Raw genomic sequence first — 22,634 nt, 5'->3', positions numbered from 1 at the left:
TTTTGATTGCCGCTCTGGACCGTGGCAGAGTGGAGCCATGCCGGCTTCCTCGATCCGCGCCCGGGTCCGCGCCGAGATGATCGACGAGATCAAGGCGACCGCCCGCCGCCACCTCGCCACCGACGGTGCCGACCTCTCCCTACGGGCGGTCGCCCGGGACATGGGCATGGTCTCGTCCGCGATCTACCGCTACTTCCCCAGCCGCGACGACCTGCTCACCGCGCTGATCATCGAGGCGTACCACGCACTCGGCGAAGCAGTGGAGTCCGCCGACGCCGCCGTCGACCGGGCCGACCTGCGCGGACGCTGGCACGCCGCGTGCCGGGCCGCCCGCGCCTGGGCGCTGGCGCACCCCGCCGAGTACGCCCTGCTCTACGGCAGCCCGGTCCCCGGGTACGCCGCCCCGGTCGACACCGTGCTCCCCGCCCAGCGCCCGCCACGGACCCTGATCGGCATCCTCCGCGACGGGGTGGCCGACGGCCGGCTCGCCCCACCCGACGACGACCTGCCCGAACCGGTCCGCTCCGACCTCGCCGAGATCGCCACCGGCCTCTTCCCCGGCCTGCCCGAGGCCCTGCTGGCCCGGGGCATGGCCGGCTGGACCCAGCTCTTCGGGCTGATCAGCTTCGACCTCTTCGGCCGCCTCGGCCCGGCCCTGCCCCACCGGGACGCCTACTTCGACCACCAGACCGCCCTGATGGCCGACCTCGTCGGCCTGCCCTGACCCGGGGCGGGCGAGGGCCGACCGCCACCGCGCCGGACCGCCCGGCACCGGCCTCCCGCAGCGCACCGAACGGCGCAGGTCTCACCTGCAGACCGGCCGGCACCGGCTCGGCCCGGCCGTGGCCGCCGGGTCAGCCGGCGTCGGAGGAGTGGCCGGGGAAGAGATGCGCCGCCGGGTCGATGGCCACGGCGGCGTTGTTGACGGCGGTGGCGGCCTCACCGAAACCGGTGGCGATCAGCCGCACCTTGCCCGGGTACTCGGTGATGTCCCCGGCGGCGAAGACCCGGGGCAGGTTGGTCGCCATCGCGCTGTCCACCACGATGTGCCGCCGGTCCAGCCGCAGCCCCCACTCGGCCAGCGGCCCCAGGTCGGCGGTGAAACCGAGCGCCGCGACCACCGTGTCGACCGGCAGGGTCTCCGCCGCGCCACCCCGTACGGTGATCTCGGCGGCGGTCACCGTGTCGTCGCCGTACAGCCGGGTCACCTCGGCGTTGACGACGACCCGCACCGGCAGGGACAGCACCCGGGCCACCGTGCCGGCGTGCGCCCGGAACCGTTCCCGGCGGTGCACCAGGGTCACCGAACGGGCCAACGGTTGCAGGGTCGCCGCCCAGTCGAACGCGGAGTCACCGCCGCCCACGATCAGCACGTCCCGGTCGGCGAGCGCGGCCGGCTCCGGTACGAAGTAGACGATCCCGCCACCGAGGAAGCTGTCCGCCACCGGCAGCGGACGCGGGGTGAAGCTGCCCAACCCCCCGGTGACCACCACCGCACCGCAGCGCAGCTGCTCGCCGCCGGCCAGGCCCAGCACCGGTCGGCCGTCGAGGTGGGCGAGCTTCTCGGCCCGGGTGCCCAACAGGTATTCCGGGTGGTAGGGCGCGGCCTGAGCGACCAGGTTGGCCACCAGCTCCCGGCCCTTGACGGCGGGGAAACCGGCGACGTCGAGGATCAGTTTCTCCGGGTACATGGCGGTGATCTGCCCGCCCGGCTCGGGCAGCGCGTCGACCACCGCCACCGACAGGCCCCGGAAACCCGCGTAGTACGCGGCGAACAGCCCCGTCGGACCGGCTCCGATCACGGCGACATCGACCTCGCGCATGGGCGTACCGTCGCTTTCCGCTGGCGGGCACACACAGTTGGATCAACGCGTGCTGCTGCCGACGGTAGGCCCGCCACCCCGTCCGGGCAAGCATCTCCCGGCCGTACCGCGTGCCGGGCGGGTCGCGCCCCGCTCAGGACCTCAGCGTGGACTCGACCCGGTACTCCCCGTACGGGTCGTACGGGCGGCGACGCCGGAACAGGATCGCCGCGACCACCCCGCCGAGCAGCCCGAACAGGTGCCCCTGCCAGGAGATCCGCTCGTCGGTGGGCAGGATGCCGAGCAGCTGCCAGCCGTAGAGCAGGCCGACCAGCAGCACCACCCCGAAGTTCCACCAGCTCCGCTCGACGACGCCCCGGGTGAACAGCAGGCCCAGGTAGCCGAAGATCACCCCGCTCGCGCCGACGACCACCGAGTTGGGCGAGCCGGTGAACCAGACGCCGAGGCCGCTGACCAGGATGATGACCAGGGTGGACCAGAGGAACCGGCGGCTACCGGCGGCCAGCACGAAGGTGCCGAGCAGGATCAGCGGGATGCTGTTGCTGTAGAGGTGGTCGAAGCCGTGGTGCAGGAACGGCGAGAAGAACACCCCGTCGAGCCCCTGGATGCGCTGCGGGATGATCCCGGCGGCCACGTCGAGCCCGAAGCCGAGCCCCTGGTCGAGGGCCTCGATGAGGAAGAGGAACGGCACCACCGCGCACATGGCGACGAAGGCCCGGCCGAGCGACGCGTAGAACGCCTCGGTGCCGAACCGGTCGGGGTCGCCGCCCGTCGGGTGCAGGGTCACCCCACCATGGCTATCAGCATTCTTCGCCGACCGCCACCCGGGTCCCGCGCCACCGGGGGTACGACGACGGCGGGGCGGGTGGTCGCCCACCCGCCCCGCCGTCGTACCCGTCGATCAGTACCAGCCGGAACTCTGGCTCTTGGCCCAGGCCCCGCAGGGGCTGTCGTACCGGCCCTCGATGTAGCCGAGGCCCCACTTGATCTGGGTGACCGGATTGGTCCGCCAGTCGCTGGCGACCGAGCTCATCTTGTTGCCGGGCACGGCCTGCGGGATGCCGTACGCGCCGGACGAGGAGTTGCTGGCCTTGGGGTTCCAGCCGCTCTCCTTGTTCCAGAGCTTGTCCAGGCAGGGCATCTGGTCGATCTTGAAGCCCGCCTGGAGGAGCATCGCGCAACCGGTCTTGCGGTGCCCGCTGTAGGAACTGCACGAGGCCGGGACCGGGCCGGCGAAGGGCTTGATCTTCCCGTCCTCCGACTTGGCCTTGGCCTCGGCCTCATCACGTTCCTTCTTGCGCGACGCCGCCGCGGCCTCGGCGGCCTTGGCCCGCTGGGCGGCCTCCTTGGCCGCTGCGGCGGCCCGCTGCCGCGCCTGGTACTCGGCGGACCGCTGCTTGGCGGACTCCCGCCGGTGGTCGGCCTGCCGGTCACGCTGGTAGTCGTACTCGGCCTGGTCGACCTGGAGGCCGACCTGTGCGGTCAGGCCCTGTTGCTGGGTTTCCCGGTCTTCGCCCAGGTAGAAACCGCCGGCAACGCCCACGGAGAGCAGTGCGACAGCGGCCGTACGGGCACCGAACCGGCTCCACAGCCGACTCACGAAGTATCCCTTCGTCGGGGGCAATGGCGCGGCGCGGACCAGCCCGTGCCGGGCGTGGTCGCACCACGAGCGCCCCGACCTCAGCCGGTCGCCGCCGACGTACCGGCGGGCGGTGGCGGCTCGTCCACGGATGGGACGAACGTTCACCAATGACCCCCACCGGGACGTGGGCGCTCGTGGGACACCATCGCGCACAGTGAGGCTGATGGGAAACCCGGCGCGCGAATTGTGACCTGTGCCACAAAGTGAATGCGGACGATGGGGGGCGACCCCACCCCTCGCAGGACTCAGCCCGGGATGTCCTCCAACAGATCGGTCACCATCGCCGCGATCGGGGAACGCTCGGACCGGTTCAGCGTGACGTGCGCGAAGAGCGGATGTCCCTTCAGCGCCTCGATCACCGCCGTCACCCCGTCGTGCCGGCCCACCCGCAGGTTGTCCCGCTGGGCGACGTCGTGGGTCAGCACCACCCGCGAGCCCTGCCCGATCCGGGACAGCACGGTGAGCAGCACCCCCCGCTCCAGCGACTGCGCCTCGTCGACGATGACGAAGGCGTCGTGCAGGCTCCGGCCCCGGATGTGGGTCAGCGGGAGGACCTCCAGAATGCCCCGGGAGGTGACCTCCTCCAGCACGTTCTCGTGCACCACCGCGCCGAGGGTGTCGAAGACGGCCTGCGCCCAGGGCGACATCTTCTCCGACTCCGAGCCCGGCAGGTAGCCCAACTCCTGACCGCCGACGGCATAGAGCGGGCGGAAGACCACCACCTTCTTGTGCCGGCGGCGTTCCATCACCGCCTCCAGCCCGGCGCAGAGCGCCAACGCCGACTTGCCGGTGCCGGCCCGACCGCCCAGCGACACGATCCCGATCGACTCGTCCAGCAGCAGGTCCAGCGCGATCCGCTGCTCGGCCGACCGCCCGTGCACCCCGAACGCCTCCCGGTCGCCCCGGACCAGCCGGACCGTCTTGTCGGGCAGCACCCGACCCAGGGCCGACCCCCGGGTGGAGTGCAGCACCAGGCCGGTGTGGCAGGACAGCCCGGCGGCGGCGTCCAGGTCGAGGCAGTCCCCGGCGTAGAGCCGGCCGATCTCGTCCTCACCCAGCTCCAGCTCGGCCATCCCCGTCCAGGTCGGATCGCTGGCCTGGCCGTGCCGGTACTCGTCGGCCCGCAGGCCCACCGCGGCGGCCTTGACCCGCAACGGCATGTCCTTGCTGACCAGGGTCACCTCCCGCCCCTCGGCGGCCAGGTTCAGCGCCACCGACAGGATGCGGGCGTCGTTGGACTCGTTGCGGAAGCCCGGGGGGAGGACGCCGCCGTCCGAGTGGTTCAGCTCCACCGTGAGCGTGCCGCCGGACTCGTTGGCGGGCACCGGGCGGTCCAGCCGACCGTGCCGGACCCGCAGCTCGTCGAGCATCCGCAGGGACTGGCGGGCGAACCAACCCAGCTCCGGGTGGTGCCGCTTGCCCTCCAGCTCCGAGATCACCACGAGGGGCAGGACCACCTCGTGCTCGGCGAAGCGGTGGAAGGCCGCCGGGTCGGACAGGAGCACCGACGTGTCCAGGACGAACACCTGGCCGCTTGGTCCGGGCTCCTCGGGGCCGGGCGGAGCAGCGGCCGTCGTACGGCGGCTCCGGGTGGATCGGCGGGTCGTGGCAGTCGCGGCCGGGATCTGGTCGACACCGGCGGGCGTACGGCGAGTCGTCACAGGCCTGCTCCGACGGACGGGCATCCGCCATCCGCGTTCCGCCTCCTCCGGTGCCCGGGGACACGGGGTCGGATGCGGAACCCCGTGCGCGAGGTCGCAGATCCGGGCGGCCGGCTGACCCGGGAAAACCCCGGGTCATGCCTAGACGCTAGCGGCGTCGGGCCGCCTCGGCTAGAGGCAGACGAGGATCCGCCCCCGGTGCGGTGGCCGACGGCGGACCGGCCGGGATGCCAGCCCCCTGCGCGCATCCCGGCCGGTGGAACCGCGTCACCCGTCCGACGCGGTCGACATCGTCGACGACGCCGTGGAGGGTGACGAGCCAACTGCTGGGCCGCGTCCGCCGTGACCGACGAAGGTGGCCCCTGCGGTTCAGCCGGTCCGGCGAACCAGCGTGCCGGTCGGGTGCCGACCGGTGACCGGCCCCGGACGGGCAGCGACCGGCCCCGGCGGGGCGGCCATCGGGGCAGGACGGACGGCGACCGGGCCCGGCGGGGCGGTGAACGAGGAGCCGGCGTAGGTGGTGCCCTGGCGGACCGCCGGGGCGGACGGTCCCGCAGCCGCAGCCGTCCCAGCTGGGACGGCGAGCGCCGAGGCGAGCACCGCCTGGGCGTCACGCCGACGCCGGTTCCAGGCGCCCCGGTCCCCGTCGAAGTAGCCCTGCCGATAGCCGAAGCGGTAGCCGATCCGATAGCTCAGCTGGCCGTGCAACCGACCGGCGGCGTAACTGGTCGCACCCAGCACGAGGACGAGGAACACGGCGAGAAGCGGGCTCATCGGGCGGCTCCGGTGGGCCGCGTCGGCCGGATCACCGGTCCTCCGGCTCGGCCGGGCTCGGATCGACGACCAGCAACCGTTCCAGGTCCTCGGTGCTGACCTCCTCGACCAGCTCCACGCTGATCCGGCAGCCGTCCAGGACGACCTCGGCCATTGAGGACCGTCGGATCTCGCCCCCGGCGTCGTAGACCCGGACGCTCATCTCCGGGCAGCCCAGATGGGTCCGCCAGGCGTTCCACTCGTCCCGGTCGCCGACGCTCAGGGACAGGTAGCGGCAACCGCGGGCCAGGTAGAGCCGCCAGGGTGCGCTGAGTCCTGCGGCGACCCCCTCCGCGATCAGGCCGAACGCCTGGGCGCGGGTCGTGAGTTCGGTCACCGCGCCCCCCTGGCACCGGACGCGTGACGCATGTGAGCAGTGATCGTCTCAAGCACGTGACAAACCGTAGAATGTCCCATGAGCGTGACAGTATCAGCTTTTTGCCCGGTTCCCCCCGACCCGCAACGCAGCTATTATGCCCAGGTAAACACCCATGAAGCGAGGAATCGGCAGGCGTCGGGCCGCACGATGAGTGCGTCTCACATGCGTGACAAAGATCCGCCCCGGGCACCCCGGACGGGCGTTACGGCCGTACCGTCACGGGGTGACCGAGACCGCCCCCGCCCGGAAGATCGCATTCGCCACCTTCGTTCGCCGGGCGCTCGACGACGCCCGGGCCATGCGGGCCTGGACCGGCACCGAGGTCTCCCGCCGCACCGGCGTCTCCCGCCAGACGATCAACCGGTGGGTCCGCGGCGACTGGGCCAGCGACCCGGAGGCCGAACGGGTGGTGGCGTTCTGTGAGGGGCTCGGCCTCAACCCCGCCGCCGCCTTCACCGCCCTCGGCTGGGACCGGGCCGCCGCTCCCCGGGGTGCGGCGAACACCCCTCCGATGGACCCGGACGTCGAGGCGTTGCTGCGCCGGCTGGTCGATCCCGCCGTGTCGGACGCGGAGAAGTTCCACATCCGGGAAACCATTCGTTATCTCGCATACCGCCCTACGCTCCCCCTCGATGTCCGAAATGGAGGCGAGCAGGCCGGGTAGTTCCTCAGATGGCGAAAGAACGCCTGAGCAGACCCGACCGTTTCGCTCCGGGGCCGCAACGGGCACGCTAGCGTCCGTATCCGTACTGCTTGGGCTCGTCGTCGGCGGGGGGACGGGACAAGGCCGAACTCAGCCCTGCGGGACAGAAGGAGGGGTCTGTCCATGACCCTGAAATGGTGGGCAGTCGTGGTCGCGGCAGTCTCCCTGACCGCGTGCGTGACCGCGAACCTGGTGGTCGGCCTGGGCCCCGGCGGGCAGATTCCGCTGGTCGTCAACCTCTTCGCCCTCACCGCCGCCGGCACCGCCGTCGTCCTGGCGGTGGTCGCCGAACTGCACGACCGACTCGACGACCGGGTCAGCGCGCTCACCGACTTCATGGTGGCGCGGCTCAACGAGATCGAGGCCCGCACCGGCGACCGGAACACCGGTTTCGTCGAGGGTTACCTGCTCAACCAGGGCCGGCAGGCCACAGTGGTGCCGTTGGGACGACGCGGCCGGGGAGCCGCCGAGCGCTGAGGCGCACCACGATCAGCCCATCCCGCCGGTGTCAAGAAGCCACTCCGAAGCCACGAATCAGCCACCACCCCCGGGGTACGCTGTCGCGCGTGCCGTCGTTGAATCTGGGTAACCAGCAGCCACCGATTCCGCTGGATGCTGAGCACGCCTGGCGTACCACCGCCGAGCGGGCCGCCGACACCGTCCTCTTCTTCGACTTCGACGGCACCCTCGCGCCGGTCGACGACGATCCCACCGCGGTACGCCCCGCCCCCAAGGTGCTCGCCGCGTTGGAGGCGCTGGCCCCGGTGGTGCAGCGGGTGGCGATCGTCTCCGCCCGCCCCGTCGACTTCCTTCGCGACCACCTCGGTGGCCTCAGCGGGATCGACCTCTACGGCCTCTACGGCCTGGAGCACAGCCACTCCGGCGGCGAGACGGTCACCGAACCCGCCGCGCTGCCCTGGGTGCCCACCATGGCCGAACTGGCCGACCTGGCCCGCGCCGAACTGCCCGCCGGAGCGCTGGTGGAGTTCAAGCGGCTGAGCGTCGCGCTGCACTGGCGTACCGCCCAGCAGCTCGGCCCGACGGTCGAGCAGTGGGGCCGGGCCCAGGCCGAACGGCTCGGGCTGCGGGTGCAGGCGGGCCGGATGGTGCTGGAGCTCAAGCCCCCCGTCGACCGGGACAAGGGGCTGGTCATCGGCGAGGTGGTCCGGGACGCCGGTGGCGCCTGGTACTTCGGCGACGACGTCTCCGACATCAAGGCGTTCGCGGCACTGCGCGCCCGGTCCGCCGCCGACCCCGGTTTCCTCGGCGTCTGCGTGGCGGTGGCCAATCCGGAGACCGGCCGTGAGGTCGCCGAGGCCGCCGACCTCACCATCGACTCGCCCGCCGCGCTGGGCGACTTCCTCACCCGGGCCGTACACCACCTGACCTGACCGCAGCCGCGCGGGCGTTCTCCGGGGGTGCCATGGACGGCCCGCCCGGTCGCGTCGGTGGGTCAGGTGCCGTAGCGGCGTTGCCGGGTGCCGTAGGAGCGCAGGGCGCGGAGGAAGTCGACCCGCCGGAAGTCCGGCCAGTTCAGCTCGCAGAAGTAGAACTCCGAGTGCGCCGACTGCCAGAGCATGAAGCCCGACAGGCGCTGCTCGCCGCTGGTCCGGATGATCAGATCCGGGTCGGGCAGGCCCCGGGTGTAGAGGTGCTCCGAGATGTGGTCCACGTCCAACGAGTTGGCCAGTTCCTCGATGGTGCCGCCCTTGGCGGCGTGCTCCACCAGCAGCGAACGGACCGCGTCGGCGATCTCGCGCCGGCCGCCGTACCCGACGGCGATGTTGACCTGGGCGCCGCCGCTGCGCTCCCGGGTGCGTTCCTCGGCGGCCTTGAGCGCCTGGGCGTGCTGGGTCGGCAGCACGTCGAGCGCGCCGACCATCCGCAGCCGCCAGGGGTTGCCCTCCTCGGCCAGCTCGGTGGTCAGATCCTCGATGATCTGGAGCAGCGGGTCGAGTTCCTCCGCCGGCCTGGACAGGTTGTCGGTGGAGAGCAACCAGAGGGTGACGTGACCCACCCCGGCCGCGTCACACCAGCGCAGCAACTCCTTGATCCGCTCGGCACCCATCCGGTGCCCGTCGTTCGGATCGACGAGGCCCATCTCCCGCGCCCACCGACGATTGCCGTCGCACATCACGCCCACGTGCCGGGGCACCGGCCGACCTGCGAGCCTGGCCGTCAACCGGCGCTCGTAGACGGAGTAGATAAGGTTCCGCAGAGTCATCACCCTGCAGCGTAGCGACCCGCACCGAATATCAGTGCCTCGGTGGGCGCACTACGGGCGTGATCAAGAGAAATACGCCATCCCACCGCCTGCCGCTGACCGAAACCTCTTGATCACCCGGGCGGGCCCTCGGGGGCGGGGGTGGCGCGGTGGAGGGAATAGAGGGTGAGGGAGGCCGCCGCCAGGAGGGGGGCGCCGTCGCGGACCAGGCCGTCCAGGCCGAGGAGCCACCAGCACAGGGGGACGTTGACCGCGAGGACGCCCAGGGTGACCGTCACCAGCAGGCGGCGGGCCCAGGGTCGGCCACGCATCAGGAACGCCGTACAGAACAGCACCAGATAGCTGACCACGATGCCGCCACCGAACCAGAGCAGCACCACCGGTACGGCGGCGAGCCGGCCGTCCAGCACCGCGCCGCCGGCCACCAGGGCGGGCACCAGCATCAGCGGACTGTAGGTGAAGGCGGCCACCCGGGCGGTGAGCAGCCAACCGGTGACCTGGGGGCGTTTCGGGGCGACCTCCCGCCAGGCGATCGTCCCGTCCTCGACCACCAGGCCCCGGCGGTGGCGCACCAGATGCCCGGTGACCGCGTCGCAGCGGTAGAGCAGCACGACCACGGCGACGCAGAGCGCGGTGAGCACGGCGAAGCCGAGCAGGCCGGGCAGCGGCGGCACGCCCTGCCGGGGCACCACCAGCCGGCCGACCGCGAAGACGGTGGTCACGGCGAGGATCAGCCCGAACGGCTTCGCCCCGGCCCGTCCCCGGGTCACCTGCCCGATCAGCACCAGGAAACCCAACGAGCGCAGCATCGCCCAGCCGGTGCGTACCGCGAGGCCGAACTCCTGCTCCGGGGCGTACCACCAGTTGAGCAGCTCGACCACGACGGTGGCGGCGGCGGTCGACGCCAGCAGGACGGTCAACACCCGGACGGCGGACGGCCGCCGGACCTGCGGGGTCACGGCGGCCGTCCTCATGGTTGGTGATGTTGCCCGCAACGGGCCTCCGGCACACCTGTCACCGCTGCGCCGCGACGGAGGCTGCCCGGTGTCTGGTTACCGCGGCTGCTCCGCGTCGAGCCGGGCGCGCAGCGCGTCCAGCTCCGACCACAGGACGGCGGGCAGCTTGTCACCGAACTTCTCGAACCACTCGGTGACCAGCGGCAACTCGTTGCGCCACTCCTCGGGGTCGACCTTCAGGGCGATCCGGACGTCCTCGGGGGTCATGTCGAGCCCCTCGACGTCCAGCGCGTCGGCGGTCGGCACCATGCCGATCGGGGTCTCCACCGCGGCGGCGGTGCCCTCGAGCCGCTCGACGACCCACTTCAGCACGCGCGAGTTCTCGCCGAAGCCGGGCCAGAGGAAGTTGCCCTCGGCGTCCTTGCGGAACCAGTTCACGTAGTAGATCTTCGGCAGCTTGGCGGCGTCCCCGTCGACGCCCTTGCCCATCTCGATCCAGTGGTTGAAGTAGTCACCGGCGTGGTAGCCGATGAACGGCAGCATCGCCATCGGGTCGCGGCGCACCACGCCGACCGCGCCGGACGCGGCGGCGGTGGTCTCCGAGGAGAGCGTCGCCCCCAGGTAGACCCCGTGCACCCAGTCGCGGGCCTCGGTGACCAGCGGGATGGTGTCCCGGCGACGCCCGCCGAACAGGATCGCGTCGATCGGTACCCCGTTGGGGTCGAAGTAGTCGTCGGCCAGGATCGGGCACTGGGTGATCGGGGTGCAGAACCGGCTGTTCGCGTGGGAGGAGAGCTGCTCGCTCTCCGGCGTCCAGTCGTTGCCCTTCCAGTCGGTCAGGTGGGCCGGCGGCTCACCCATGCCCTCCCACCAGATGTCACCGTCGTCGGTGAGGGCGACGTTGGTGAACACGGAGTTGCCCCGGTCCAGCGTGCGCATCGCGTTGGCGTTGGTCTTCCAGTCGGTGCCCGGGGCGACGCCGAACAGGCCGTACTCCGGGTTGACCGCGTAGAGGCGACCGTCGGGGCCGAACCGCATCCAGGCGATGTCGTCGCCGATGGTCTCGACCTTCCAACCGGGGATGGTCGGCTCCAGCATGGCCAGGTTGGTCTTGCCGCAGGCGGACGGGAACGCGCCCGCCACGTGGTAGACCTTCCCCTCCGGCGAGGTGATCTTGAGGATCAGCATGTGCTCGGCGAGCCAGCCCTCGTCCCGCCCCATCACGCTGGCGATCCGCAGCGAGTAGCACTTCTTGCCCAGCAGCGAGTTGCCGCCGTAGCCGGAGCCGTAGGACCAGATCTCCCGGCTCTCCGGGAAGTGCGAGATGTACTTCGTCTCGTTGCACGGCCAGGCCACGTCGGACTGGCCGGGGGCGAGCGGGGCGCCGATGGAGTGCAGCGCGTGCACGAAGTCGGCGTCGTCGCCCATCGCCTCCAGCACGGCGGCACCCATCCGGGTCATGATCCGCATCGAGGCGACCACGTACGGGCTGTCGGTGATCTCGACGCCGAACATCGGGTTCTCGGCCTCGACCGGGCCCATGCAGAACGGGATGACGTACATCGTCCGGCCGCGCATCGCACCCCGGTACAACTCGGTCATCGTCCGCTTCATCTCGGCCGGCGCCATCCAGTTGTTGGTGGGGCCGGCGTCCGCTTCGTCCACCGAGCAGATGAAGGTGCGCTCCTCGACCCGGGCGACGTCCGTGGGGTCGGTGCGGGCGTAGAAGGAGTTCGGCTTCTTTTCCGGGTTGAGCCGGATCAGGGTCCCGCTGTCGACGAGTTCGTCGGTGAGACGCCGCCACTCCTCGTCGGTTCCGTCCACCCAGACCACCCGGTCCGGGGTCGTCAGTTCCGCGATCTCCCGGACCCAGGCGAGCAGCTTGGGGTGGGTCGTGGGGGCCTGATCGATCCCCCGCACAGTAGCCGGAGCAACCATGACTCATCTCCTTGTGGTCGACGCTGACCGATTTATGGGATGCACGAGTCTCGGCGGACGCGGGCCGCGTCGCCTTCGTGGAAACCTGGGATTGGCCTCAGCGTAAACCGGGCGGACCCGCGAGTCAGTGGGACTGGTTGTGAACAACTGCACAAGGTGCCGCCCGGCTGCGGTAACACGAGCTGATACCCGCTTTCACGCGCAGTTTCACGCAAATCCTCAGGCGAACTGCCGGTGACCGCGAGAACGGACGGCCGGCGACGGAGAAACCGGGCGTCCGGGCGGATCGGCGCGCGGCGCGCGACAGGTCGCCGGTGGTGCCCCGTCCGATCAGCCGGCAACCGGTACGCTCGCGAGGTGGCCGCGACGATGACCGGGGACCAACCGGGGACCCCACAGACCCGCCCGGGTCTGGTCCGTTCGCTGCTGGACCGGTTCGGTCACCTCATCCGCGAGTTGAGCAAGTTCGCCACCGTGGGCGGGGTGGCCTTCCTGGTCGACTTCGCGCTGTTCAACTTCCTCACGCTGGCCCGCGGGATGGAGCCGGTGACCGCCCGGGTCATCTCCACGGTGATCGCGGCGACTGTCGCGTTCGTCGGCAACCGGTTCTGGACCTGGCGGCACCGGGTCCGCTCCAACCCGGCCCGCGAGTACGCGCTGTTCTTCTTCTTCAACGCGGTCGGCCTGGGCATCGCGGTGGCCTGCCTGGCGGGCAGCCGCTACGGCCTGGGCAGCATCTGGCCCGACGTCTTCCGCACCCCGTTGGCCGACAACATCGCCAGCTACGTGGTCGGCACCGCGCTCGGCACGCTGTTCCGGTTCTGGTCGTACCGACGGTTCGTCTTCGTCGAAGCGGGAACTCCCCCGCTTCCGGAGGCGACCACCGACGACCCGTCGCCCGGGTCGTGAGCGGTCGCCCTCCCCGTCCAGCCGGAGCCTCCGGCATCGTCCACTGCCCTAAGGTGTTGCGCATGCGTCTTGTCCGTCTGCTGCCCGAGCGCTGGCAGAAGTTCATCCGCGAGGCGCTCAAATTCGGCATCGTCGGGGGCGTCAACACCGTCATCAATTACGCGGTGTTCAATGCCCTGGCACTCACGGTCTTTGTCGACGGTCAACTGAAGGCGACGGTCATCGCCACCATCGTGGCGACTATCACGTCGTATCTGATGAATCGTCACTGGACGTACCGGGATCGTCCCAAATCAGCACTTAAGCGCGAATACGCCCTTTTCTTTCTGTTCAACGGCGCCGGCCTGATCATCGAACTGGGCGTGCTCGCCGCCGCCAAGTACGGCCTGGGGTTCAACAGCCTGCTCGCGCTCAACGTGGCGAAGACCGGCGGCGTACTGCTCGCCACCCTGTTCCGGTTCTGGTCCTACCGGACCTTCGTCTTCCAGCCGGTCCCCCGGCACGCCGAGGAGAGCTGGCACGCCATCAAGCGGGACGAGTGGGACACCATGGCCGAACTGGACCCGGTGGCCGAACTGGCCGAATCGGTCAGCGAGCTGGAGGAGGCCCAGGCCCAGCCGGAACCACGACCCGGCCCGACCACCGGCCCCACGCTCCGACCCGCCGCCGAACCGCCGCGCACCCCCGCGCCGGCCACCGAAACGGTGTTCACACAGGCCCGGGGCGGAAGCAGCGGCGTCGGCCGGACGGCGGCCGGCGGTGACCTGAACGCGAAACTGCCCACCGAGCTGCACGCCGGCACCAACCGCGCGCCACGCGCCTGACCGACCCGGTCCCGCGATCCGACCGGTACGGCCCCGGGAACGCCCCGGGGCCGTCGCGCACCCCCGCCCGGGTCAGCCGGTGGTGTCGCGCAGCGGCTTGCCCTCCCGCATGTCGGCCAGGATGTCGCGCATCTCCCCGTCGCCAAGCGTGTGCTTGTCGTGCTGCGCCTCCACCAGCTCGTAGAGGGTGGTCTGCACCCGGTCGACCCGGGGCACGTCGACGAGCACCGACTGCCCCCGCTCGCCGGCCGACTCGATGGTGAGCGTGCCGCACCCCAGCAGCCGTTCGGTGAACCGCTGGGTCATCGAGTGGTCGTTGATCCGGGCCAGCGGCAGGTCCCGCCGGTGCCGGGAGAAGACCCCCTCCTGGAGCAGCACCCGCTCGTTGGTGAACAGGTAGTGCGTGCTGCGCCAGACCAGGAACGGCCACAACCCCAGCCAGAGCACCGCGATCAGGAACAGACCGGCGACCACGGCGAGCACCAGCGCGCCACCGTCGCCGTCGGGCAGCAGGAGCCAGCCCGCCACCACCGCCGCGACACCGATGACCAGCACCAGGACCGGCCGCAGCAGCGCCTTCCAGTGCGGGTGCAGGTGCAGGACGACGTGCTCGTCCTCGGTGAGCACGTCTTCGGGGAACGCCACGGGAACCTCCTAGCCGACAACCGGACGCGCTGACCGTAACCGGTCGACACGACCCGCCGGATCAGCCGGGCGGCCCGCCGTGCACCCCACGCACGAACCGACCGCAGACGGCCCGGTCAGCGCAGGTGCAGCACGTCCCCGGCGGCCAGCCGCCGCTGACCGGCAGCGGTGTCGACCAGCAGGTGCCCGTCGGGATCCACCCCGGTGGCGAGCCCGGTCAACGCGGAACCGTCGGGCAGCAGCACCCGCACCTGCCGGCCCACCGTGGCGCAGGAGACCAGGTACGCCTCCCGCAGGCCGCACGCGTCGGCGTCACCGCCGGCCGCCCGCCACCTGTCGTACCAGTCGGCGAGGCCGCGCAGCAGGGCCCGTAGCAGCGGATCACGGTCGGTCGCGGTGGCCCCGGCCAGTTGCAGCGAGGTGGCCGGCAGGCCGGTGGGGTTCTCCGGCAGTTCGTCGGCGCGCAGCGTCACGTTCAGGCCGATGCCGAGCACGATCGCGGGTGGCTCGGCCGACCCGGCCGCCGGCACCGCCTCGGCCAGGATGCCGGCGCACTTGGCCTCGCCGACCAGCAGGTCGTTGGGCCACTTCAACCCGGCGTCCAGCTCGGCCAGCCGGGACACCGCCTCGACCAGCGCGACACCGGCGAGCAGCGGCAGCCAGCCGTACCCGGTCGGGGGCGCGGGCGGCCAGTCGCGCTCGGTGACGGCCTCTCCGGGCCGCAGCAGGACGCTGGTCGCGAGGCCCGCCCGCGGCGGTGACTGCCAGACCCGACCGCGTCGGCCCCGGCCGGCGGTCTGCCGCTCGGCGACCACGACCAGGCCCTCCGGCTCGCCGGCCCGCGCGGCGTCGGCCACGTCGGCGTTGGTCGAGCCGGTCTCCGACCGCAGGTCCAGCCGCCGCCAGGGGCCCAGCGGCGCGGTCAACGCCCGGGACAGCCGCGCCGCCGACAGCGGCGGTCGATCCAGATCGGTGTACGGCGAACCCGGCATCCCGCCAGCCTACGGGCCGGGGTCGACGCCGCCGCCCGGCCAGCCTCCGCCGGAAGCTACTGAGGCGTACTGCACAGCGGCGTCGGCCTGAACCATCGTTATATTCCCAGGGTGACTACCGAGACCGGGACCAACATCCACAGCACCGCGGGCAAGCTGGCGGACCTGGAGCGACGGGTCGACGAGGCGGTCCACGCGGGCGCGCGCGGGGTGGAGAAGCAGCACGCGCGGGGCAAGAAGACCGCCCGGGAGCGGATCGAGCTGCTGCTCGACGAGGGCTCCTTCGTCGAGCTGGACGAGTTCGCCCGGCACCGGTCCACCAATTTCGGCCTGGACCGCACCCGCCCGTACGGCGACGGGGTGGTCACCGGTTACGGCACCGTGGACGGCCGGCAGGTCTGCGTCTTCGCGCAGGACTTCACCGTCTTCGGCGGCTCCCTCGGCGAGGTCTTCGGCGAAAAGATCGTCAAGGTGATGGACCTGGCCATGAAGATCGGCTGCCCGGTGGTCGGGATCAACGACTCCGGTGGCGCGCGCATCCAGGAGGGCGTCGTCTCGCTCGGCCTCTACGGCGAGATCTTCTTCCGCAACGTACGGGCCAGCGGGGTCATCCCCCAGGTTTCGCTGATCATGGGTCCGTGCGCGGGTGGCGCCGTCTACTCCCCGGCGGTCACCGACTTCACCGTGATGGTCGACCAGACCTCGCACATGTTCATCACCGGCCCGGACGTCATCAAGACGGTCACCGGCGAGGACGTGGCGATGGAGGAGCTGGGTGGCGCGCGTACCCACAACACGCGCAGCGGCAACGCGCACTACCTGGCCACCGACGAGGACGACGCGATCGACTACGTCAAGGCGCTGCTGTCCTACCTGCCGTCGAACAACCTGGACGAACCGGTGGTCCTCGACGCGCCGGCCGACCTCGACGTCACCGACGCCGACCGGGAACTGGACACCCTGGTCCCCGACTCGGCCAACCAGCCGTACGACATGCACCGGGTCGTCGAGCACGTCCTCGACGACGGCGAGTTCCTGGAGGTGCAGCCGCTCTACGCGCAGAACATCGTGGTCGGCTACGGCCGGGTGGAGGGCCGCCCGGTGGGGGTGGTCGCCAACCAGCCGATGCACTTCGCCGGCACCCTCGACATCGCCGCCTCGGAGAAGGCGGCCCGGTTCGTGCGTACCTGCGACGCGTTCAACATCCCGGTGCTGACCTTCGTGGACGTTCCCGGGTTCCTGCCCGGCACCGGCCAGGAGTGGGATGGCATCATCCGCCGGGGCGCGAAGCTGCTCTACGCGTACGCCGAGGCGACCGTGCCGAAGGTCACCGTGATCACCCGCAAGGCGTACGGCGGGGCGTACGACGTGATGGGCTCCAAGCATCTCGGGGCGGACCTGAACTTCGCCTGGCCGACGGCGCAGATCGCGGTGATGGGTGCGCAGGGCGCGGTGAACATCCTCTACCGGCAGGAGCTGGCCGCCGCCGAGGACCCCGCCGCCGTCCGGGCCGAGCGGATCGCCGAGTACGAGGACACCCTGGCCAACCCGTACGTCGCCGCCGAGCGCGGGTACGTCGACGCGGTGATCCCGCCGCACGAGACCCGGACCCAGATCGTCCGGGCGCTGCGGGTGCTGCGGACCAAGCGGGAGACGTTGCCGCCGAAGAAGCACGGCAACATCCCGCTGTAGCCGACCCGGCCCCGGACGTGCCGACGGTGGACCGGGCAGCCGCCCTGGCGCGCACCGGGCAGCAGAGCAGGACCCCCGCCGGGGGCAAGCGGGCCGGTAAGGGCCGGCAGCCCGCAGGCCGGTCAGCAGGGCCGGGGGAACCCGGGCCGGTCAGCAGGGCGAGTCGGTGGCCGGGCAGAGGCGTTTCGCGGCTCTCCCGCCCAACGCGACGAGGGCGGCCTGGGTCAGCTCCGGACCGGTGCCGTCGACCCGGTCGGCGACCGTTTCCGGGGCGGGCGCGACCACGGTCACCAGGTCACCGACCCGGACCACCAGGGTCGCCTCGACGGCTGCCGGCCGGCCGGCCGGCTCCCCGTCGGCCTGCGCCCGGGGCTGCGACGTCACGTGCCGCAGCAGCACCGACTGGTCACCGGCGAAGTCTCTCGCCGCGGGCTCCCAGCGGTGCTCCTGCCCGGTGCGGGCCGGCTGCTGATCGGCGGTCAGCAGGGACGCGCCGAGGGTCCACGTCGCGCAGGCGTCGAGCAGCCGGTAGATCTCCCCGAACAGCCACCGGCCCCGGGGTGGGTCGATCCGGTAGACGTCCTGGCTCAGCACCTGGGCGACCGGGACGTCGGTGCGGGCTCCGGGACGCAGCAGGGTCTGTGAACGGGAGGCGCGGGACACCGGCAGTTGGGCGGCGACCGCACGTTCCCGCCCGCACGATTCGAGCAGCGGGTCGACCTGGACGGTCTCGGCCAGCCCCGTCCCGCCCAGCCCCTCCCCGGTCCGCACGGGCAGGTCGGCGGGGGTCAGCAGGGCGGCGAGGGGGATCTCCGTCCGGGCCGGGTAGACGACCGGTGCGGAGTCCGAGGCCGCCACCGGGGCGGTGGGTGACGGCAGCCCGGCGGACCGCCCGGTCACCAGCGCGGCGGAGCCGGCCAGCACCACGAGCACCGTCACCGCCGACAGCCCCGCCGTCCGACGGGCCCGGCGACGGGCGCGGGCCCGGATCTCCGCCGGCTCGGGCCAGTGGACCGTACGCAGGTCCCGGTGCAGCCGGTCGACGAAGGTCGGATCCTCAGCCATCAGACCTCCTCCAGGTCAGCAACGGTGAGCAGCCCGGCGAGCGCGGCACGTCCCCGGGAGAGCCGGGCCTTGACCGTGCCCACCGGGGCTGCGGTCTGCCGGGCCACCTCGGCGACGGGCATGCCGACCAGGTAGTACAGGGCGAGCGCGATGCGCTGTTCCTCGGGCAGTTGCCGCAGGGCGGCGACCACTTCCAGGGTGTCGGTGCCGGGGCCGGGCACGCTCTCGGTCGCCCCGTGCCGCAGGTAGGCGCGGGCCCGACTGCGCAGGCTGCGCCAACGGCTGACCGCGATCCTGGAGGCCACCACCCGTACCCAGGCTTCCGGGTCGTCGTACCCGCTCACCGTCGACCAGCGTTGCCAGGCCCGCACGTACGCCTCCTGCACGGCGTCCTGCGCCTCGGCCAGGTTGCCGGTGAGCGCGCAGACGAAGCCGAGCAGCCGGTGTCGGCTGCCCCGGTAGAACTCGTCGAACCCGTCGACGTCCGGCACCCTGGTACCTCCCCGTGGCGGTCGCAGGTGACACGCGCGCCGCACACCGGTGGGTTGCGTGGTCAGCCGATCATTCTGGTCGCTGCACCAGGTCGGTCAGTTCGGCCAGCGGGAAGGTGCCGGCGGGCAGTCGTTCCCGCGCCAGCCGGCGGACCGCGATCTGCACGGCGGTGTTGGCCGGCGTGGGCACCCCGTGCCGGCGGCCGAGCTGCACGATCTCACCGTTGAGGTGGTCGGCCTCGGTGGAACCCGCCGCCCGGGTCAGGCTCTGCCAGGTCGAGCTGCCGCTGCGGGGTTGCCCGTCGACCGGCCGGGTGCCGACCCGGTCACCCCGCTCGGTCCGTTCCTCGTCCTCGCTGGAGTGCGCGATGCCGGCGGCGGCGAGCACGGCGACGCCCTCGGCCCGGACCCGGTCGAGCAGCCAGCCGGGAAGGTCGCCACCGAGCAGGGCCTGCACCCCGTTGCCGAGGTTGTTCAACAGCTTGCCGTACTTCCACCGCATCACGTCGGGCCGCACCGGGGCGACGAAGCCGGCGGCGGTCAGGTCCGCCGACACCGCCACGTCGGTCTCGTCGGCACCGGCCGGATAGCGGCCCAGGTGCAACATCCCCGGGTACGGGTGACCACTGGCGATCACCCGTCCCGGGTCGAGATGGGTCGCCGGCAACCACACGCAGACCGGGTGGACATGGGCGAACAGGCGCAGCGCGGTCGGCTCGTTCGCCACCCCGTTCTGCGCGGTGAACAGTGGCAACCGTTGCCCGGCCGTGCCACCGCCGACGACCGGGGTGTCCGCCCAGGCGTCCAGGGCGGCCCAGGTGTGCTGCGACTTGACGGTCAGTACCAGGGCGGTGTCGGCCGGCAGCGGCTCCGGGCCCGGCCCGCCGGTGGCCGGCCCACGCCAGGTCAGCGACCGGTCGGGGGTACGCAGCGTGAGCCCCCGGCGGCGGATCGCGTCCAGGTGCGCGCCCCGAGCCACCAGTGTGACGTCGCGCCCGGCCTCTCCCAGCAGTACGCCGATGGTGCCGCCGACCGCGCCCGCTCCGATGATCACGTATCGCATCGGACCGATTCTGCCCGCATCCGGCCAGGTCGGCGACCCGGCGTCGCCCGCAGGTGCGCGCACCGCACGGACCCCGACGGCTCGACGCGGGATGCCGCTGGAGGTGCGGTCGCGGTGGAGCGGCCCGGGTGGACGGCCTCAGAGCGGAATGCCGGCCCTGGTGAGCAGCGGCCCGGCGAGCAGGACCGCGCCGACGGCGAGGGCGAACAGGTTGACCAGCCCGAAGACGACCACCCAGAGCAACGCCGGGAAGGGCGTCAGGTGGGCCAGCTGGTCGGCGTCGGACTCGGGCATCCGGCCCCGGCTGCGCAGCCGTTGCAGCTCGAAGACCGGCCGGACGCCGCCGATCAGCAGGAACCAGACCGAGGTCCAGGCGAACACGGCCTGCACCTGCGGGGTGGCGTACCAGGAGACCAGCAGCACCACCCCGCCGGTGACCAGCAGGGAGAGCATCCCGAAGACGTTGCGGACCAGCAGCAGCATGGCGAGCAGCAGTGCCACCGCGACCCAGAGCAGCAGGGTGATCCGGTTGCCACCGAGCAGCCAGGCACCACCCAGGCCGACCAGCGACGGCGCGACGTACCCGGCGAGCAGGGTGAGGATCATGCCGGGGCCGGTGGGGCGGCCGGCGCTGAGGGTGAGGCCGGAGGTGTCCGAGTGCAGCCGGATGCCGTGCAGCCGCCGCCCGGTGAGCAGCGCCGCCAGGGCGTGACCCCCCTCGTGGGCGATGGTCACCGCGTTGCGGGCGACCCGCCAGGACGACCGGACCGCGACGACCGCCAGCGCGGCCAGGGCGGTGAGCACCACCAGCAGGGGCGGCGGGTCGGGTTGGGCGCTGAACAGCCGGTCCCAGAGGTCGCCCAGCCCGTCGATCGACACCATGGCCGGGGAGCCTACCCGGCCCGGTTCATGTCGCTCGACGCTCGTCGCCTCGTATCGTGTGAGACTGACCGGGCGGCGAGCGGAACGGGAGGTGAGGGCCGGTGAGCGCGGCTCCCCTGGAACACCACGTCGGCCTCTGGACCGAGGCCGACTACCTCGCCATGGGCGACACCCCGAACCGGATCGAACTGCTCGACGGGAGCCTGATCGTGAGCCCTGCTCCGAGCAAGCGGCACCAGCGGGTGTCCCGCCTGCTGGCCAACAGCGCCGAGGCTGCGGCGGGTCGGCTGCTGGTGTTCGAGGCGGTGAACGTGCGGCTCGGGGTGGACCGGATCGTCATTCCCGACGTGGTGGTCGCCGACACCGACGACGAGGGCACGCTGGTCGAGGCCGGTGAGGTGGCGCTGGTCTGCGAGATCGTCTCCCCGGGCAACGCCGCCGCCGACCGTCTGGTCAAGATGCAGCTCTACGCGCTCGCCGGCATCCCGTGGTATTTGCTGGTCGAGCAGGACGGCGACGCCCACTCGTTGCGACTGCACCGGCTCGACGGCAGGCACTACGTGGAGGACCAGGTGGCGAAGGCCGGCGAGACGCTCACCCTGGCCGAACCGTTCCGGTGGCAGCTCGATCCGGCCGCGCTGCGCTGAGCCGGCCCGCTGCCTGATACCGCCCCTGGCCTGCCCTGACCGGTTCGGATCACCGCAGGTCGACTCGACCGTTGTCGATGAAAGTTTCCTTAGGACCTCTTGCGATCAAGGGCAGGAATCTCCAAAGATTGGCGTCAATCGATTGGCGTCCCTGGAGGAATCCATGACCCGTACCAGAGTGTCGTTGCGCCGGCTGTTCGCCGCCGGTCTCACCGTCGCCGCCACCGCGGCCGCGGCCCTCGTCGTCACGGCCGCACCCGCGGCCGCCGCCACCACCGCCGGCGTCGACGTCTCCCACTACCAGGGCTCCATCAACTGGAGCAGCGCCCGCAACGCCGGAATCGAGTTCGCCTTCATCAAGGCCACCGAGGGTACGAGCTACAAGGACCCGGACTTCAACACCAACTACGTCAACGCCTACAACGCCGGGGTGATCCGGGGCGCGTACCACTTCGCCCGGCCGAACATCTCCTCCGGCGCCACCCAGGCCAACTACCTCGCCAGCAACGGCGGGGCCTGGTCGGCGGACAGCCGCACCCTGCCGGCCGCGCTCGACGTCGAGGCCAACCCGTACAGCGGCGGCACCTGCTACGGGCTGTCCACCACCGGGATGCGCAACTGGATCCAGGACTTCCTCAACACCTACCGCTCCCGCACCGGCCGGTACGCGGTCATCTACACCACCACGAGCTGGTGGAACCAGTGCACCGGCAGTTGGACGGCCCCGTGGGCCAACCACCCGCTCTGGGTGGCCCGCTGGGCGAGCGCGCCCGGCACCCTGCCGGCCGGCGCCTCGGTCTGGAGCTTCTGGCAGTACACCAGCACCGGCAGCGTCTCCGGGATCAGCGGCAACGTCGACCGCAACTACTGGAACGGCACCCGGTCCCGGCTGGTCGCGCTCGCGAACAACACCTGACCGCCCCCGCAGCCGGCTCGGCGGCAGCGGGACCGGTCATCACCGTAGGGTCGATGGCTGGTCCGGCTGCCGCCGTCGCGGTTCGTGGACCCCGTCGGGTCAGGCGCTCTTCCGGCTGGTCAACGGCATGGTCACGGCATCCGTGGCGGCGGGCGTCGCGGTCCGTCGGCTCAGCCGCCAGGCGGCGACCCCGGCGGCGGCGACCGTCACGACGGCGATCGACACGACCAGCGCGGCCACGCCGGCGCTCAACAGCAGCAGGACGACATCGCCGAGGGCGACGAGCATCCACAGTGCCAGTCTCGGCCGGGCATCCCTGCGTCGGTAACTCATCTCGCTACCTCCTTCCGTCGTCCCGGGTCAGATACC

The 22,634-nt window shown here is 71.8% G+C and carries 25 protein-coding genes; 9 read left to right on the top strand and 16 right to left on the bottom strand.

Features of this window, described 5'->3' with window-relative positions:
• Positions 1-37 precede the first annotated feature (37 nt).
• Complete coding sequence (locus AB0K25_RS18245; protein WP_219467115.1) at positions 38-724, top strand: TetR/AcrR family transcriptional regulator; 687 nt, start codon at positions 38-40, stop codon at positions 722-724.
• A gap of 130 nt (positions 725-854) precedes the next feature.
• On the opposite strand, the gene AB0K25_RS18240 is transcribed toward AB0K25_RS18245, so the two are convergent.
• From AB0K25_RS18240 to AB0K25_RS18215, 6 genes are all read right to left on the bottom strand, one after another.
• The gene (locus tag AB0K25_RS18240; protein WP_208568573.1) at positions 855-1,823 is read right to left on the bottom strand and encodes an NAD(P)/FAD-dependent oxidoreductase; all 969 of its coding nucleotides are present in this window, start codon (positions 1,821-1,823) and stop codon (positions 855-857) included.
• A gap of 133 nt (positions 1,824-1,956) precedes the next feature.
• Positions 1,957-2,610 carry a rhomboid family intramembrane serine protease gene (locus tag AB0K25_RS18235; protein WP_208568574.1) on the bottom strand — a complete coding sequence of 218 codons (654 nt, stop codon included), beginning with the start codon at positions 2,608-2,610 and terminating at the stop codon, positions 1,957-1,959.
• A 114-nt stretch (positions 2,611-2,724) separates the two neighbouring features.
• The gene (locus AB0K25_RS18230) at positions 2,725-3,423 is read right to left on the bottom strand and encodes a transglycosylase SLT domain-containing protein (protein WP_208568575.1); all 699 of its coding nucleotides are present in this window, start codon (positions 3,421-3,423) and stop codon (positions 2,725-2,727) included.
• A gap of 287 nt (positions 3,424-3,710) precedes the next feature.
• Complete coding sequence (locus AB0K25_RS18225; protein WP_219467112.1) at positions 3,711-5,126, bottom strand: PhoH family protein; 1,416 nt, start codon at positions 5,124-5,126, stop codon at positions 3,711-3,713.
• A 369-nt stretch (positions 5,127-5,495) separates the two neighbouring features.
• Positions 5,496-5,900, bottom strand: a complete 405-nt coding sequence (locus tag AB0K25_RS18220) for a hypothetical protein (RefSeq protein ID WP_219467110.1) — start codon at positions 5,898-5,900, stop codon at positions 5,496-5,498.
• A gap of 31 nt (positions 5,901-5,931) precedes the next feature.
• Positions 5,932-6,276, bottom strand: coding sequence for a hypothetical protein (locus AB0K25_RS18215; RefSeq protein WP_208568578.1), 345 nt, complete (start codon positions 6,274-6,276; stop codon positions 5,932-5,934).
• Positions 6,277-6,541: 265 nt separating this feature from the next.
• Between AB0K25_RS18215 and AB0K25_RS18210 the strand changes: the two genes are divergently transcribed.
• The 3 genes from AB0K25_RS18210 to otsB all read left to right on the top strand — a co-directional run bounded on the left by AB0K25_RS18210 (position 6,542) and on the right by otsB (position 8,412).
• Entirely contained in the window at positions 6,542-6,982 is a 441-nt protein-coding gene (locus AB0K25_RS18210) for an XRE family transcriptional regulator (RefSeq protein WP_208568579.1), read from the top strand.
• Positions 6,983-7,144: 162 nt separating this feature from the next.
• Positions 7,145-7,498, top strand: a complete 354-nt coding sequence (locus AB0K25_RS18205; protein WP_219467108.1) for a hypothetical protein — start codon at positions 7,145-7,147, stop codon at positions 7,496-7,498.
• 89 nt (positions 7,499-7,587) lie between these two features.
• On the top strand, positions 7,588-8,412 hold the full coding sequence (gene otsB / locus AB0K25_RS18200) for a trehalose-phosphatase (protein WP_208568581.1): 825 nt from the start codon (positions 7,588-7,590) through the stop codon (positions 8,410-8,412).
• A gap of 62 nt (positions 8,413-8,474) precedes the next feature.
• On the opposite strand, the gene AB0K25_RS18195 is transcribed toward otsB, so the two are convergent.
• The 3 genes from AB0K25_RS18195 to AB0K25_RS18185 all read right to left on the bottom strand — a co-directional run bounded on the left by AB0K25_RS18195 (position 8,475) and on the right by AB0K25_RS18185 (position 12,139).
• The gene (locus AB0K25_RS18195) at positions 8,475-9,245 is read right to left on the bottom strand and encodes an isoprenyl transferase (protein ID WP_208568582.1); all 771 of its coding nucleotides are present in this window, start codon (positions 9,243-9,245) and stop codon (positions 8,475-8,477) included.
• Between the two features lie 113 nt (positions 9,246-9,358).
• Complete coding sequence (locus AB0K25_RS18190; protein ID WP_357536240.1) at positions 9,359-10,219, bottom strand: hypothetical protein; 861 nt, start codon at positions 10,217-10,219, stop codon at positions 9,359-9,361.
• Positions 10,220-10,297: 78 nt separating this feature from the next.
• Entirely contained in the window at positions 10,298-12,139 is a 1,842-nt protein-coding gene (locus AB0K25_RS18185) for a phosphoenolpyruvate carboxykinase (GTP) (RefSeq protein ID WP_219467102.1), read from the bottom strand.
• A gap of 369 nt (positions 12,140-12,508) precedes the next feature.
• Here AB0K25_RS18185 and AB0K25_RS18180 point away from each other — a divergent pair, with 369 nt between their 5' ends.
• Together AB0K25_RS18180 and AB0K25_RS18175 are read left to right on the top strand one after the other, a co-directional pair.
• The gene (locus AB0K25_RS18180; protein WP_208568665.1) at positions 12,509-13,048 is read left to right on the top strand and encodes a GtrA family protein; all 540 of its coding nucleotides are present in this window, start codon (positions 12,509-12,511) and stop codon (positions 13,046-13,048) included.
• A gap of 62 nt (positions 13,049-13,110) precedes the next feature.
• On the top strand, positions 13,111-13,872 hold the full coding sequence (locus AB0K25_RS18175) for a GtrA family protein (protein WP_219470669.1): 762 nt from the start codon (positions 13,111-13,113) through the stop codon (positions 13,870-13,872).
• A gap of 72 nt (positions 13,873-13,944) precedes the next feature.
• On the opposite strand, the gene AB0K25_RS18170 is transcribed toward AB0K25_RS18175, so the two are convergent.
• Positions 13,945-14,517: a PH domain-containing protein gene (locus tag AB0K25_RS18170; protein WP_208568586.1), complete on the bottom strand. Its 573-nt coding sequence runs from the start codon at positions 14,515-14,517 to the stop codon at positions 13,945-13,947.
• Positions 14,518-14,633: 116 nt separating this feature from the next.
• Complete coding sequence (locus tag AB0K25_RS18165) at positions 14,634-15,509, bottom strand: biotin--[acetyl-CoA-carboxylase] ligase (RefSeq protein ID WP_219467098.1); 876 nt, start codon at positions 15,507-15,509, stop codon at positions 14,634-14,636.
• A gap of 111 nt (positions 15,510-15,620) precedes the next feature.
• Here AB0K25_RS18165 and AB0K25_RS18160 point away from each other — a divergent pair, with 111 nt between their 5' ends.
• Positions 15,621-17,201, top strand: a complete 1,581-nt coding sequence (locus AB0K25_RS18160; RefSeq protein ID WP_219467094.1) for an acyl-CoA carboxylase subunit beta — start codon at positions 15,621-15,623, stop codon at positions 17,199-17,201.
• Positions 17,202-17,351: 150 nt separating this feature from the next.
• On the opposite strand, the gene AB0K25_RS18155 is transcribed toward AB0K25_RS18160, so the two are convergent.
• The 4 genes from AB0K25_RS18155 to AB0K25_RS18140 form a co-directional block, all read right to left on the bottom strand.
• Positions 17,352-18,266, bottom strand: a complete 915-nt coding sequence (locus tag AB0K25_RS18155) for a hypothetical protein (RefSeq protein ID WP_363821282.1) — start codon at positions 18,264-18,266, stop codon at positions 17,352-17,354.
• Positions 18,266-18,757: a SigE family RNA polymerase sigma factor gene (locus AB0K25_RS18150; protein ID WP_208568590.1), complete on the bottom strand. Its 492-nt coding sequence runs from the start codon at positions 18,755-18,757 to the stop codon at positions 18,266-18,268. The genes AB0K25_RS18155 and AB0K25_RS18150 overlap by 1 nt, the downstream gene beginning before the upstream one ends.
• Positions 18,758-18,827: 70 nt before the next feature.
• Complete coding sequence (locus AB0K25_RS18145; RefSeq protein WP_219467089.1) at positions 18,828-19,820, bottom strand: 2-dehydropantoate 2-reductase N-terminal domain-containing protein; 993 nt, start codon at positions 19,818-19,820, stop codon at positions 18,828-18,830.
• A gap of 138 nt (positions 19,821-19,958) precedes the next feature.
• Complete coding sequence (locus tag AB0K25_RS18140) at positions 19,959-20,702, bottom strand: M50 family metallopeptidase (RefSeq protein WP_363821278.1); 744 nt, start codon at positions 20,700-20,702, stop codon at positions 19,959-19,961.
• Between the two features lie 101 nt (positions 20,703-20,803).
• On the opposite strand from AB0K25_RS18140, the gene AB0K25_RS18135 reads away from it, so the two are divergent.
• Both AB0K25_RS18135 and AB0K25_RS18130 read left to right on the top strand, forming a co-directional pair.
• Positions 20,804-21,349, top strand: coding sequence for a Uma2 family endonuclease (locus AB0K25_RS18135; RefSeq protein WP_363821276.1), 546 nt, complete (start codon positions 20,804-20,806; stop codon positions 21,347-21,349).
• A 163-nt stretch (positions 21,350-21,512) separates the two neighbouring features.
• The gene (locus AB0K25_RS18130; protein WP_363821273.1) at positions 21,513-22,265 is read left to right on the top strand and encodes a GH25 family lysozyme; all 753 of its coding nucleotides are present in this window, start codon (positions 21,513-21,515) and stop codon (positions 22,263-22,265) included.
• Between the two features lie 99 nt (positions 22,266-22,364).
• Here the strand turns inward: AB0K25_RS18130 and AB0K25_RS18125 are convergent, their stop codons facing one another.
• A complete protein-coding gene (locus tag AB0K25_RS18125) occupies positions 22,365-22,598 on the bottom strand; it encodes a hypothetical protein (protein ID WP_219467080.1) in 234 nt (77 codons plus the stop codon).
• Between the last annotated feature and the right edge of the window lie 36 nt (positions 22,599-22,634).

This window comes from Micromonospora sp. NPDC049257 (genome assembly GCF_040678915.1).
Lineage (GTDB): Bacteria > Actinomycetota > Actinomycetes > Mycobacteriales > Micromonosporaceae > Micromonospora > Micromonospora antibiotica.
The sequence above is the reverse complement of the archived record's forward strand: the minus strand, read 5'-3'. Positions and strand labels throughout refer to the sequence as shown.

What these genes read in the sequence shown, in the direction of transcription:
- AB0K25_RS18185 (WP_219467102.1), bottom strand. Translation starts at nt 12,139, where the DNA reads ATGGTTGCTCCGGCTACTGTGCGGGGGATCGATCAGGCCCCCACGACC.
- AB0K25_RS18245 (WP_219467115.1), top strand. Translation starts at nt 38, where the DNA reads ATGCCGGCTTCCTCGATCCGCGCCCGGGTCCGCGCCGAGATGATCGAC.
- AB0K25_RS18175 (WP_219470669.1), top strand. Translation starts at nt 13,111, where the DNA reads ATGCGTCTTGTCCGTCTGCTGCCCGAGCGCTGGCAGAAGTTCATCCGC.
- AB0K25_RS18220 (WP_219467110.1), bottom strand. Translation starts at nt 5,900, where the DNA reads ATGAGCCCGCTTCTCGCCGTGTTCCTCGTCCTCGTGCTGGGTGCGACC.
- AB0K25_RS18140 (WP_363821278.1), bottom strand. Translation starts at nt 20,702, where the DNA reads ATGGTGTCGATCGACGGGCTGGGCGACCTCTGGGACCGGCTGTTCAGC.
- AB0K25_RS18240 (WP_208568573.1), bottom strand. Translation starts at nt 1,823, where the DNA reads ATGCGCGAGGTCGATGTCGCCGTGATCGGAGCCGGTCCGACGGGGCTG.
- AB0K25_RS18130 (WP_363821273.1), top strand. Translation starts at nt 21,513, where the DNA reads ATGACCCGTACCAGAGTGTCGTTGCGCCGGCTGTTCGCCGCCGGTCTC.
- AB0K25_RS18195 (WP_208568582.1), bottom strand. Translation starts at nt 9,245, where the DNA reads ATGACTCTGCGGAACCTTATCTACTCCGTCTACGAGCGCCGGTTGACG.
- AB0K25_RS18165 (WP_219467098.1), bottom strand. Translation starts at nt 15,509, where the DNA reads ATGCCGGGTTCGCCGTACACCGATCTGGATCGACCGCCGCTGTCGGCG.
- AB0K25_RS18180 (WP_208568665.1), top strand. Translation starts at nt 12,509, where the DNA reads ATGACCGGGGACCAACCGGGGACCCCACAGACCCGCCCGGGTCTGGTC.
- AB0K25_RS18155 (WP_363821282.1), bottom strand. Translation starts at nt 18,266, where the DNA reads ATGGCTGAGGATCCGACCTTCGTCGACCGGCTGCACCGGGACCTGCGT.
- AB0K25_RS18190 (WP_357536240.1), bottom strand. Translation starts at nt 10,219, where the DNA reads ATGAGGACGGCCGCCGTGACCCCGCAGGTCCGGCGGCCGTCCGCCGTC.
- AB0K25_RS18125 (WP_219467080.1), bottom strand. Translation starts at nt 22,598, where the DNA reads ATGAGTTACCGACGCAGGGATGCCCGGCCGAGACTGGCACTGTGGATG.
- AB0K25_RS18205 (WP_219467108.1), top strand. Translation starts at nt 7,145, where the DNA reads ATGACCCTGAAATGGTGGGCAGTCGTGGTCGCGGCAGTCTCCCTGACC.
- AB0K25_RS18145 (WP_219467089.1), bottom strand. Translation starts at nt 19,820, where the DNA reads ATGCGATACGTGATCATCGGAGCGGGCGCGGTCGGCGGCACCATCGGC.